Source organism: Lysinibacillus xylanilyticus, from assembly GCF_001183605.1.
GTDB lineage: Bacteria > Bacillota > Bacilli > Bacillales_A > Planococcaceae > Lysinibacillus > Lysinibacillus xylanilyticus.
This window is the reverse complement of record NZ_LFXJ01000005.1, coordinates 1,667,364-1,679,983: the sequence shown is the minus strand read 5'-3', so window position 1 is coordinate 1,679,983 and position 12,620 is coordinate 1,667,364. Positions and strand designations below refer to the sequence as shown.

13 protein-coding genes and 2 riboswitches are annotated in these 12,620 nt (G+C 34.8%); of the genes, 10 read left to right on the top strand and 3 right to left on the bottom strand.

Annotated features, from left to right (window positions below; genetic code table 11):
• The first annotated feature begins 22 nt into the window (after window positions 1-22).
• From ACZ11_RS11050 to ACZ11_RS11030, 5 genes are all read left to right on the top strand, one after another.
• A complete protein-coding gene (locus tag ACZ11_RS11050; RefSeq protein WP_049666052.1) occupies window positions 23-553 on the top strand; it encodes a GNAT family N-acetyltransferase in 531 nt (176 codons plus the stop codon).
• 178 nt (window positions 554-731) lie between these two features.
• Window positions 732-947 (top strand): hypothetical protein, encoded by a 216-nt coding sequence (locus ACZ11_RS11045; protein ID WP_049666050.1) that lies wholly within the window; start codon window positions 732-734, stop codon window positions 945-947.
• 366 nt (window positions 948-1,313) lie between these two features.
• The gene (locus ACZ11_RS11040; protein ID WP_049666049.1) at window positions 1,314-1,700 is read left to right on the top strand and encodes a hypothetical protein; all 387 of its coding nucleotides are present in this window, start codon (window positions 1,314-1,316) and stop codon (window positions 1,698-1,700) included.
• Window positions 1,701-1,718: 18 nt separating this feature from the next.
• The gene (locus ACZ11_RS11035; RefSeq protein WP_049666047.1) at window positions 1,719-1,922 is read left to right on the top strand and encodes a helix-turn-helix transcriptional regulator; all 204 of its coding nucleotides are present in this window, start codon (window positions 1,719-1,721) and stop codon (window positions 1,920-1,922) included.
• A gap of 15 nt (window positions 1,923-1,937) precedes the next feature.
• The gene (locus ACZ11_RS11030) at window positions 1,938-2,153 is read left to right on the top strand and encodes a hypothetical protein (protein WP_049666045.1); all 216 of its coding nucleotides are present in this window, start codon (window positions 1,938-1,940) and stop codon (window positions 2,151-2,153) included.
• Window positions 2,154-2,384: 231 nt separating this feature from the next.
• On the opposite strand, the gene ACZ11_RS11025 is transcribed toward ACZ11_RS11030, so the two are convergent.
• The gene (locus tag ACZ11_RS11025) at window positions 2,385-3,560 is read right to left on the bottom strand and encodes a YhgE/Pip domain-containing protein (protein WP_049666044.1); all 1,176 of its coding nucleotides are present in this window, start codon (window positions 3,558-3,560) and stop codon (window positions 2,385-2,387) included.
• Window positions 3,561-3,714: 154 nt separating this feature from the next.
• Between ACZ11_RS11025 and ACZ11_RS11020 the strand changes: the two genes are divergently transcribed.
• The gene (locus ACZ11_RS11020; RefSeq protein WP_049666041.1) at window positions 3,715-4,335 is read left to right on the top strand and encodes a TetR/AcrR family transcriptional regulator; all 621 of its coding nucleotides are present in this window, start codon (window positions 3,715-3,717) and stop codon (window positions 4,333-4,335) included.
• Window positions 4,336-4,547: 212 nt separating this feature from the next.
• Entirely contained in the window at window positions 4,548-5,324 is a 777-nt protein-coding gene (locus ACZ11_RS11015) for a class I SAM-dependent methyltransferase (protein ID WP_049666039.1), read from the top strand.
• Window positions 5,325-5,415: 91 nt separating this feature from the next.
• On the opposite strand, the gene ACZ11_RS11010 is transcribed toward ACZ11_RS11015, so the two are convergent.
• Entirely contained in the window at window positions 5,416-5,811 is a 396-nt protein-coding gene (locus tag ACZ11_RS11010) for a hypothetical protein (protein ID WP_049666037.1), read from the bottom strand.
• 298 nt (window positions 5,812-6,109) lie between these two features.
• Between ACZ11_RS11010 and ACZ11_RS11005 the strand changes: the two genes are divergently transcribed.
• Window positions 6,110-6,721, top strand: coding sequence for an undecaprenyl-diphosphatase (locus tag ACZ11_RS11005; RefSeq protein ID WP_049666036.1), 612 nt, complete (start codon window positions 6,110-6,112; stop codon window positions 6,719-6,721).
• A gap of 713 nt (window positions 6,722-7,434) precedes the next feature.
• Window positions 7,435-7,613: riboswitch (cobalamin riboswitch) on the top strand.
• A gap of 177 nt (window positions 7,614-7,790) precedes the next feature.
• On the top strand, window positions 7,791-10,073 hold the full coding sequence (gene metE / locus ACZ11_RS11000; RefSeq protein WP_049666034.1) for a 5-methyltetrahydropteroyltriglutamate--homocysteine S-methyltransferase: 2,283 nt from the start codon (window positions 7,791-7,793) through the stop codon (window positions 10,071-10,073).
• 532 nt (window positions 10,074-10,605) lie between these two features.
• On the opposite strand, the gene ACZ11_RS27540 is transcribed toward metE, so the two are convergent.
• The gene (locus ACZ11_RS27540) at window positions 10,606-10,806 is read right to left on the bottom strand and encodes an NUDIX domain-containing protein (protein ID WP_403089139.1); all 201 of its coding nucleotides are present in this window, start codon (window positions 10,804-10,806) and stop codon (window positions 10,606-10,608) included.
• Window positions 10,807-11,055: 249 nt separating this feature from the next.
• Window positions 11,056-11,250: riboswitch (cobalamin riboswitch) on the top strand.
• 194 nt (window positions 11,251-11,444) lie between these two features.
• Between ACZ11_RS27540 and mmgD the strand changes: the two genes are divergently transcribed.
• Entirely contained in the window at window positions 11,445-12,566 is a 1,122-nt protein-coding gene (mmgD, locus tag ACZ11_RS10990) for a citrate synthase (RefSeq protein ID WP_049666032.1), read from the top strand.
• Window positions 12,567-12,620: the final 54 nt, after the last annotated feature.

Sequence of the window (12,620 nt, the reverse complement as noted above, 5' to 3'; positions counted from 1 at the left end):
TGATATTAAAGGGGGAGAATCAATGTTTCCTAATTTAGAGACAGAAAGACTTATTTTAAGAGAGCTGACGCAGGAGGATGCTGAAAGTGTCTTTAATTGCTTTTCTAATGAAGAAGTAACTCGCTATTATGGACTAGAGCCATTTAAAGAGATACAGCAAGCAGAAAATCTAATTATATTATTCTCAAATAACTTTGCTGGAAAAAGAGGAGTAAGATGGGGTATTGAAAGAAAAGAAACAAGGGGTATAATCGGGACAATTGGTTTTAACCTCTGGTCGCCTAACCATAGACGAGCAGAAATCGGTTATGAAATACATCCTGATTATTGGAGAAAAGGATATACTCAAGAAGCGGTTAGCGAAATTGTATCGTATGGCTTTGAGCATATGGGGCTGACTCGTATTGGTGCTGTTGTATTTACAGAAAATGAAGCCTCAAATAAGCTACTAACTAAAATTGGCTTTCAACAGGAAGGAATTCTTCGAGATTATATGTATCAAAATGGCCAGGCGCATGATACATTTGTCTATTCCATTTTAAAAAATAGATAAACTCGACATTAATTCTCTTATACTAATGATATATATTTTTTTGCATCGCTGTATACCTTTATTAGATAATAAATGATAACTAAGACATGGTTTTGTGATTGCTTTTTTCGGTTATAGTGCTAGTAAAGGCTAGGGTTTTTATTAGTAGTGAAAAAGTAACAGTAAGGAGCTTTGTGAAATGGGAATACAATATAGCACAGCTTATTTTGAAAAGTTGGATCTACTTGAAATTCTATATGCGGGGCAGGCAGCGTTAAAAGAAACACTACCCACTCACAGTGTTAGTAAAAGTCAGTTAGAACGCTTTGAACAAATAGAAGCGGCCATTACAAAGTTAAACAAGGAAATTAGAATCCTTGAGCTAAACATTATCCAGTCCGTAGATTCCAAATAAATTAAATAAAAATAACTCATGCAAAAAATAATTATTTGCATGAGTTTTTTGTTGGCTTCGAGTTACAACAATAATAAATACATAAATATCGAGTGTAAGATACAAGCTGTTTTTAAGTATTTGGTACTTTTTTGTTTATGCACGTGCTCTAATTTGCATTCAAAAATGTTGAAAACTAAACGTTATTTTCTACTTTTGACGTTCGTTGTTAAGCATGAAGCGTTCTTGATTTAGTATTTTTTTTAGAGTTTTCAATAAAATATTCATTATTTGGCAAATATTTAACTTGAAATTGTTTTAAGTAGACGCTAATATGAAGTTAACTTCATATGAAGTAAACTTCATATTCAAGAGGAGAGTATTGTATTGAAACGAAAGTTATTTCAAAGATTATTAACAGCATTCCTTGCAATAATATTAGGTGTTATTAGTCTTTTGATGAATCCAACAGAAAAAATGACGGCAATCTATCTTTTCGTTGTTGGTATTATTATTTTGATTGTATCGATTACAATCTATTTAAGAAAATCGGAAAAAGAAGAGGATTTATCGAAAGAGTATGACGAAAGAGATGCTCTTATTGAAGGACAAGCTTCCAATACAACTATGCAATGTATAAGTTCATTAATAATAATTTTGCTGTTTTTGAGTAATTTTATTGTATTGTCAGTAAAAGCGGTTCTTTTACTATTAATACTCGCTCTTTTCATTCTAAATACTGTAACAAAGTTTTTCTATGAACGAGTCCTTTAATTTAAAAGGAGGACGAATATGGAAAATATAGTACGAGATTTAAGAAAACAGCATAATTTAACTCAGCAAGAATTGGCTGATCGTGTAAGTGTATCGTCAAGGACGATTATTTCACTTGAGAATCAGAAGTATAATCCTTCTGTAATACTTGCTTATAAAATTGCATCGATTTTTAATAAATCGATAGAGGAAGTTTTTATTTTTGATGAAAATGACAAATAAGGAGTTTATATAGGTATGTTAGGTTTAGTAAGTATTTTTATTATTTTTGGGATTGTTTTAACTGCATGGGGAATTTATCGAATGAAAACAGATGATGGTATTTTTGGGAAGAGCCAAAAAAGCAAAAATATTTTTAATCTGCTATTAATGGGGGAAGCATCAGGAATCGGACAATTTTTAGGTGGAATTGCTTGTGTAATTATAGGGATTGCTTATTTATTGTTCGGGTAATTCAAAAGCTACCAACCGTTTAATCTTATACAATTAAGCAAAAAACCAGGTCTCATTTAATTAATTCGAGTACCTGGTTATTTTGTGCTTATTTTTATCTATATTTTGTATTAAGCTCCTGAGCTGTTTTGTTTCGACTTCTCGTTCAAATTTCAATTGAATAGGGGAAATACTGCTAAAAGTACTATCACAAGTTTACCCTTTATGATGAACTTCATTTAAAATGAGTACTTAAACTTCTACTTCTTCACCTTCCATATCAGAACTTATTCCTTCTGCTGACTTATCCTCTTTATAGGAACTACGTTTTACTACAGATAGAAGTAATACTAAAATACTTATAACAGCAATCCAACATAATGATACAGCAGCGGTGTTCCAAAGTTCTCCACTAAAGAAAAGAATCTCTTTTAATCCTTCAAACATAAAGCGGAATGGTAACCATGGATAGATCCAATCAGCGTAAAAACTAGGTAACATTTCTGGTGCGATTTGTAGAAGCGGTAAACCAAAGAACATTAATAGAACGAAAATTGGTAAAGCTGCGTATTTAATCCATGTAGTGATGGCTAGTATTAATAATATAAAGGTTGCGCAAGTCAGTGATAAAAATAGAACAACATAGTTAAAATCTGTAAACTCATAATCTAGCATCCATGTAGAGTACCAAGTTAATAAATATCCTCCAAATAAACCAATGATCACGGCAATCAAAGCCTGGAATCCTCGGAATTTTAATTGCTCCAATACAGAGTCAAACTTGCGATTTCTTCCCGTAAACCATAAAAGAATAGCACTGATTAAACTACTCATCCAAATAGGCTGAAAGAATGAAAGTGGTGCATTGCTTAATTTACCGGTTTCATGTACATTGACTATTTCACTCTGGATAGGCGTAGAATAAGTGCGTGCTTGATTAGCATTTAACGGAATATTATTTTTTTCAGTAACAGCTAATAATTGGGCACTGACATTGTCATTCATTTTTTCAACCATTGTAGATAAAGCTTGTGTAACTATATTCGCAACGTTGGCATTTTTTCCTTGGTTTATATAAATTTTAAGCATTGCTGATGTAGGTGTTGGTGTTTGGAATGAAGCGTACTTTTCAGAAAAATCTTTAGGGATATAAATAGCTCCATACAATTCTTGATTCGCTAATTTTTCTTTCATTTCTTGTTCATTTTTTAATACAACCCATTTAAATGGCGCTTCCTTTGTTGCTTGTGAATTTTTCTGTATCATCTCGACAAAAGTTTGCCCCATGTTGCCTTCATCCTCGAGAACTAGACCTATGGGAAGATCTTTAGGTGTTGAATGGGCTCCAGGAATTTGTGTTGCTACAAAAATGAAGGATAATAAGAGTACAGCAACAAAAGCTATACCAAAAAACTTATTTTCTTTCATCATAATTCTCCTTTCAGATAATGTACATCGTGTTGATTATTTCTTAGCTTGATTATATACTCTAAAAAAATCACTTCCTATAATCAAAAGCAGCAAAAGTGTTCAATACTCAACATATAAAAAAATGTGTTCATTAAAAGGGAGGAATGACTTCATGTCAAAAACCGATCGACGAATTATACGAACGAAGAATGAAATTAAACAAGCATTTTTCTCTTTGCTTTCTGAAAAGAACTTTGAAGCCATTACGGTTCGAGATATTACTGAGCTTGCCAATATTAATCGAGGAACTTTTTATCTACACTACGTTGATAAATACAATTTGTTAGAACAGTACGAGAACGAAATTTTTGAAAAATTCAACGCAATTTTAGATGCAACTACAAATTTAGATTTAGATATCAATCAGTTTAAACAAGAGCGATTGCCTGTAATGGTCCGAATTTTACAAGTGTTTTATGAAGAAGCTGATTTCTTAAAATTAATATTAGGTCCGAATGGTGATCCATATTTCCATGAGAAAATGAGACAGTTTTTTGTGAGATACTTCAATGCTTATCTAGGTAATCGTACAGATAAAAGCAAATGGAGGTTTCCTATTGAATTAACATTAGCGTATAACTCAAATGCAATTTTGGGAGTTATTACGTACTGGCTACAACACGATACGCAACAATCACCAGAGGAAATCGCCACGATGTTGATAGAAACAATTTTAAAAGGAACTTTTGAAGCTAGTGGATTACGTTCAATTTTTGAAAAAGATAGTGAGTAGGGGAGATAAGGAAGTCCTTTGAATTTAGTTAAGATTTAACTCATTTGAAAACTCAACGATATTTTTCTATATCATTGCTATTTATCTATAAGGATAACTTATGGAAATAGATAATTAACATTGATTTTACTTATGTATAAAACGGTTGTAAAATAATGTTAGCAATAATATCCATAAAGATTGGTATATAAAAACAGAAAAGAGTGATGAAGATGGGCATTGATTTTCACAATAAGGACAATCAAACTACTTATACAACTCGACAGGCTGACCACTCATGGATGGAAGCAATGAAAGATCTGGTCCCTATCATGAATATTTCAAAGGCTACAGATATTGGCTGTGGCGGAGGAATTTATTCGAAAGCATTAGCAGATATGGGCGTATCTTCTGTAATAGGTGTGGATTTTTCACAGACTATGCTCGTTGGAGCAAAAAAAAATTGTAAAGACTATCATAATATTACTTTTAGGCAAGGAAATGCATTGGCTACAGGCTTAGACAATGACGGCTTCCAGTTAGTATTGGAAAGAGCTTTAATACATCATATCCAGGATTTGAAGGCTTGTTTTCAAGAGGCATATAGAATTTTGGAGGATAAAGGGGTTTACATTATCCAAGACCGTACACCTGAAGATTGTTTATTAAAAGGTGATGACTACCATATTAGAGGCTATTTCTTTGAGCGTTTTCCAAAATTAAAGGAACAAGAAATTAAACGTAGACATAGTAGTGAGCTAGTAGTTGAGACACTTAAGGCAATTGGGTTTAGCGAGATTGAAGAAGTGAAATTATGGGAAACGAGAAATGTGTATGAGCAGAAAGAGCAAATGCTAAAAGATTTACGAGAAAGAACTGGTAGAAGTATTTTGCACGAGTTAGACGATGAAGAATTAAATGAATTAGTGAATTATATTGATAAGTCCATTTCAACTGAGGGTTCTATAGTTGAAATGGACAGATGGACCATTTGGAAAGCTGTGAAATGATTAATTCTTTATGAATGTGTTCAGCCTATCTATCCGGCGATTCAATAAAATGAAGCTCTCGTTCGCTTTTCAAACGAGAGCTTTTTTCTATTTATTTTACTAATGCGAGAAGGTATTTGTCTCGATCTGCTTCCTCTTGCATTTTATTATCGACCAGCATTGCACCGTTTCTAACATTTGTCATATCACGGTCAACTAAAAATTGAGCATTCACTTTTTCGGTTTTATTATTAACAGGACAGTCACCTTTAAATTCCACAACATCCTGTCCTTTTTGAGTTTCAAAATACACCCAATATGGATTTTGACAAGCGTTGGCAAAACCCGATTCTAAAGTTTTATTACTATTATCGAATGAATAGTTTTTAACATATGTAATATATTCATTATCTGTAATGTCCTTCTGTGGACCATAAAAATACCAGAACACCCCTAAAATTCCGATTGGCACAATCCACAGTATATTTCTTTTGCTTAATTTCCCCATATTTGAAGCCCCCCCTTTATAAAAATATTTTATCATCTTTATACTGATTTTTGCTAGCTTACAATAATATTTTCTAGTTTATGATTTAATGTTGTATAAACTAGTTTGGGGGAGATGTGGATTTTTAACAGGCTCTTCTGTAGTTTGTTGATGAATTGTGTTTTTTTTGTAAAAAAAAGAAACTATAAAGCTTATGATGACGTCATGTATGAAAGGGTAAGCGGGTATTCAACTGGAATAAGCGCATGTTTGAAAAACATTAATTTACTCAGAAATTAAAAGTAAGGAGATTTACAAAATGAATTATGGAATATTTCAATGGATTAATGATCTAGCTGGTCGCTATCCTTTGCTGGATAAAGGGATGATTTTCATCACTGATAGCGTTCCTTATGTCGTAATCGTATTCATGTTATTTTTATGGTTTACTTCAAATAAGGGAAAAAGAACAGAAAAACAATATACTGCTCTATACATTGTCTTTACATGTTTACTTGGGTTGGGTCTCAACGCACTCATTCACGCTGTCTACTATCACCCACGACCATTCATTACATATGATGTTCATCAGTTAGTACCACATGCTGATGATTCTTCGTTTGTAAGTGATCATTCAGTATTAGTATTCTCTCTAGCATGGACGTTATTTTTACGAAAAGACTCGTGGAAGTATCCTGTATTAATATGGGCCATCTTAGTAGGTATTTCGCGTATCTTCGTCGGAGTACATTATCCAGCCGACGTAATTGGTGGAGCCCTTCTGACATTAGGGGCAAGTTTTGTCATTATCAAGTTCTCCAATAAATTGGAGCCAGTCGTACAAGTTCTATTCAATATCTATAATAAACTAACGAAACATATCCCTTTTTTAGCAAAGTTCGGCCATAAAGATCTAAGTCGGGGGAATTAATAAAGCAAAGATGGGGAGTCGCATTTTAATGCGGCTCTTTATCTTGTTAACAAAAGAACGAATATATCTCATCCAGTAGTTTCTCTCATATCATTCTCCTCACGATAAAGAAATTTTTACATTTTATATATGCTTCATTTATGATACAGTTCCTCCTTTTTCTTCAAACCAGACCCGTTACTTTAAAAAATATAAAACAAATCCAATTTTCATCAAGATAAAAGAAGCTTTTAATATGGACCTAATAAATGTAAATATGATATTTGAAACCTACCCAAAATGTTAGTATAATCAGTTGAGAACGAATGTTTGGTGGACGCTTGAGAAAATACATAAAATTTAACATAGCCTTTAGAATAAAAAAGAAGGTGTAGTTTAATTTTTCGTTTCTAAAAAGTAGAAAATAAGAATGAATTGACATCAAGATGTTCAAATGGTTATTTCCGCGTGTGACGTTGATATATCTCTATAAAAGTCGATGTACATAAAGTTGGTTCATATACTTTTTATTTTTAATAAAAGATTTTCAGATATTTGTGCAATTGCACGATTAAATTATGAACATAAATCTCAGTATAGAGTATTGAGATATCTAATGAGTTATTTTATTTTCGAAAAAAATTGAAGTTGAAACTTCCAATTTCTAAGTTTTATTATTTTTCTGAAAATGGTTTCTGCTAATCTGAAATATGTGTTATAGTAGTAGCATAATTGAATATTGTGTAAGACTTGGTGCCAAATGAAAGTTTGGCTTAAAAGGGAAGTCGGTGAAAATCCGACGCTGTCCCGCAACTGTAATTCGGAGCAAATCACAAATGCCACTGGGAAACTGGGAAGGCTGTGAGGCGTGTTGATGAGAAGCCAGGAGACCTGCCAATTTCTAGTACACACCCAATACCTACGTGGAAATAGGTGGTGAAATGTGACCGAATAGGCACTGTGCGATAAAAAATGATTTAGGCGAAAGTATATACTTTTTTCGTATTGTTTTTGAATTAATAATTTTAACATGCAGCCATTTTCCGAGAAGGAGAATGGCTTTTTATTTTTTTCTGAAGGGGAGATTAAAATGACCTATACAAGCACACTCATTGGTTACCCATATATTGGGGAAGATCGCGAATGGAAAAAGGCATTAGAAGCATTTTGGCGCAATGAACTTTCTGAAGAGGATTTTAAGAAAAGATTAAAAAAGATCCGTTTATCTAGAATTGACAGGCAGCTACAACTTGGCATAGATATGGTTACAGTAGGCGACTTTACGTACTACGATAGAATGTTAGATACGGCTTTAATGTTTGGTCTAGTCCCTAAACGCTTTAACTGGCAAAGAGGTAAAGTAGATTTACATACTTACTACAGTGTAGCAAGAGGGAATAAAACAGCAGTGGCTAGTGAAATGACAAAATGGTTTAATACAAACTATCACTATATTGTTCCTGAGTATGAGGGACAAGCTTTACACCTTACAGAAAATAAAGTGTTAGCCGATTTTTTAGAGGCGAAGGAAGTGTATGGAATTATTGCGAAGCCGACATTGATTGGTCCCTATACATTTTGCAAGTTAACGAAAGGCTACAGCAAATTAACACAGGTTGAGTACTTATTAGCCTTACTACCGCTTTATACGCAGGTATTAAAAGAATTAGTGGAGGCAGGGGCAAATTGGATTCAATTAGAAGAGCCGTCCCTTGTCACAACTCTTGATCCAGCAGACATCAAGCTTGTGCAAGAGATTTACGACCAGTTAGCAGTTGCCGTTCCAGAAGCTAAGATCATGCTACAAACTTATTTTGAAGCATTATGCGCCTATGAAACATTGATTACATTGCCTGTACAAGGATTTGGTCTAGACTTTGTTCATGGCTATAAAGGTAATATGGCGTCACTTCGTCAATCTGGTTTCCCTCAGGATAAAGTATTGGCAATCGGAGCTGTAAATGGACGTGATATTTGGCGTTCCAACTTAGCGGAGGTCAACGCTACGATTCAGGCGATTGAACATTTAAGCAATGCAGCAGAGCTATGGATTCAACCATCCAGCAATCTACAACATGTACCCATTACAACCTCTTTTGAAAATGAGATTGACCCTGTTCTAAAGCAAGCACTGGCCTTCGCAGATGAAAAAATTGTAGAAATTATTGAGCTGACTGCATGTAGACGAGATAAAGAGGGTACCTTACAACACAATTTTTCAGAAAGTATGAAGGCGATTGAGGCTCTGAAAAATCATCCAATCCGTCAAAACAAGGTGATCCATCAAGCAGTTCAAACTGTGACATCGGGAGATTTTGAACGACATAGTGAATTTACTCAACGTCAAAAGATTCAGCAGGAAGCGTTAGCGTTACCGCTGTTCCCAACGACAACAATCGGAAGCTTCCCGCAATCCGATGAGGTGAAAAAGAATCGTAATGCTTGGCGCAAAAAACAATTATCTAATGAAGCCTACGAAGTATTTATAGAGCAGGAAACAAAACGCTGGATTACTATACAAGAGGAACTAGATATCGATGTACTAGTACATGGCGAATTTGAGCGAACAGACATGGTAGAATACTTTGGTGAAAAGCTGACTGGTTTTGCATTTACAGAAAAAGCATGGGTCGTTTCCTATGGATCACGCTGTGTCAAGCCACCAATCATTTATGGAGATGTTGCATGGGCTTCGCCAATTACTGTAAAAGAGTCAGCCTATGCCCAAAGCTTAACAAAGCGCTTTGTAAAAGGCATGCTGACTGGGCCAGTGACTATATTAAATTGGTCTTTTGTGCGAGATGATCTGTCACGTAAAGATGTCGCTTATCAAATTGCATTAGCACTTCGTAAAGAGGTTGAAGCACTAGAAAATGCAGGTATTTCGATTATTCAAGTGGATGAGCCAGCTCTAAGGGAGGGGTTACCACTCCGAAAAGAAGAATGGGGAGTTTACTTAGATTGGGCTGTCAATTCCTTCAAGCTTGCTACATCTAGTGTCGAAGATAAAACACAAATCCATACACATATGTGTTACTGCGAATTTAACGATTTCATCGAACCTATTAGCGCGCTAGATGCAGACGTGATTTCCATCGAAACATCGCGAAGCCATGGGGAGCTCATTACTTCACTGCAAGTGCAGCCATATCAAAAAGGCATTGGCTTAGGCGTCTACGATATTCATAGTCCTCGTGTACCGAGCGACGAAGAAATGCTAACTATTATGAGAGATAGTTTGCAGGTGCTTGATCGCCATCAATTTTGGGTGAATCCAGATTGTGGCTTAAAAACAAGAAAAGAAGCAGAAACCGTTGCAGCTTTAGCTAATATGGTTGGTGCAACAAAAAGATTGCGCCAGGAAGTACAATAATCTATCCCGAGATAACGAAAACATTATTATTTTAAACTACTACATCTTCTCTCCGAAATACAATGAAGACCAGGTAAGTACCTGGTCTTTTGTTGTTTCATTATTGCGAGACTTTTATTACATTCAGAAAATAAAGTTGAGGTGAACTATCGAGCATGTTATGTTTATTTCTAATTTCATAGCAATTAGTACAAGTTTGCGTGAAAAGTCTTTCATTCAATTAGAAGGAAAATGGGCGTAAATCCCATGTTGTTCTGCAGCGAAAATTTTAACCCCCATCCTAATTTTGAATGGGGGATTATTGTTGTTAAATTAATACTTAGCAAAAGAACTCTCTAAATCCCACAATTTGTTCTCTAGATTGTCTAATAACGTTTTTGTCCTCTTCTCAAGATTTTCTGGAAGCTCGTTTTTACTGAAATATGTAAGGTTCAAACTCTCTCCATCCTTCATCTCCATTTGGATATTGGAAATAATATTCTGGTCCTGAAAAAACACCGATCAAGTCAAATTCTTTGGCCACGAGTCCTGCTTATTCATGAAGCTCACGAGCAGCAACTTCTTCTAATGTTTCATTTAGTTCCATTGAGCCCCCAGGTAATCCCCAATCCAACGTATCCGAACGATGTTGAAAGAGAATCTTCTTATCATCGTTTATCACAAGAATTGTAGCACCGATACTTATAATCGGTCTACTACCGATATGTTTCCTTAATTCTCGAATATATCCCATATTTGACCTCCTAATACTTGTCATAAAAAATATTCGCATTCCCAAAATATAAATCCTCTTTTTTATTTGCAATTTTTTAAAGAACAGTTTCATTGGCATTGATTAACAATCTTTTTTATTCGAAATAGTGCTTATTTACGTAGAATAGTTCTTTAAAAATGAAAAATAGCTTTTTATGATCACACTTTTTTGAAATTCAACTATATTGATTGTTTAGAAAACCCTATGTTAAGGTTAAATAACAAATTGAATATGCTAAATTTTGGTGGTTCAAATGAATTTCTTTTCATTTGATTAAAAGGGAAGTTGGTGAGAGTCCAACACTGTCCCGCAACTGTATTTGGAAGTTCAATAACAATACCACTGTTTTGGTTGCCAAAATGGGAAGGTGTTATTGTAGCGTTGATCATAAGTCAGGAGACCTGCCACTAAAGAAGCATCAATTGACCTACGAGGATAGGGAGGTGTTAGCTACTGCATGATTTTTGTGAATTTACATGAATTCACTGTTTTTTTGCTATGTCATGCTTGTGTAGATTAACAACTTCTCAAAGGGGTAGAAGTTGTTTTTTTGTTGTTTTCTCGTGTTTGAATGGTAGCGCTTACAAAAATAAGGCTAAACAAAGGGGTTGTAGTGAATGGAGTTAAATTATTCACCGGGTCTTGATGGCATCATCGCCGCTGAAACAAAGTTATCTTTTTTAGACACAGTAGAAAGTCAAATTGTCATTCGAGGCTATGATTTGATTGAATTATCACAGAGATATTCGTATTTAGACATTGTTTACTTATTGTTGCATGGGGAAATACCAACTACCGAGCAACGAGTTGATTTACAGGACAAGTTGAAATCTAATTATCAGGTTCCACAAGAGATTTTTCAAATTTTCAAGTTATTGCCTAATGGAACACATGCTATGGATGGGCTTCGAACGGGAATTTCTGTTTTAGCAGGCTATGATCGGTACATCAATGATCGTTCGACTGAAATGAATTTAACGCGAGCATTTAGACTTTTAGGTGGTATGCCTAATATCGTAGCAAATAGCTATCGTGTATTAAATGGTCAAGATGTCGTGGAGCCTGATAGCGAGCTCTCCTATAGTGCAAATTTTTATTACATGATTACTGGCAGAAAACCAACTGCGTTAGAAGAAGAAATCTTTGATCAGTCACTCGTTTTATATAGCGAGCATGAGATGCCAAATTCGACGTTTACGGCTCGTGTTATTGCCTCTACACAATCTGATTTGTATGGTGCTTTAACTGGGGCTGTCGCATCATTGAAAGGTAATTTACATGGCGGGGCAAACGAGGCAGTGATGTATATGCTTCTTGAAGCCAAAACAGTTGAAGGCTTTGAAACATTGCTGGAAAACAAACTAGAAAATAAAGAAAAGATTATGGGCTTTGGGCACCGTGTATATATGAAAAAGATGGACCCAAGAGCGCAAATTATGAAAGAGGCTTTGCACAAATTATGTTTGGAGCAAGGGGATGACCGCTTATATCACATGTGTGAAGCTGGTGAAAAAGTAATGGTACAGAAAAAAGGGTTGTACCCAAATTTAGATTATTATGCAGCACCAGTGTACTACATGCTTGGTTTGCCGATCGAAATATATACGCCAATTTTCTTCGGCTCACGAACTATCGGCTTATGTGCTCATGTGATAGAGCAGCATGACAATAATAGATTATTTAGACCTCGTGTCAATTATATTGGCGAGCGTCATAACCTTGAAGAATTGTCGGTATAATCAAGTTTTAACAACTCGCCATAGAGCTGATGGGCATTCTGACCAATGTCCATC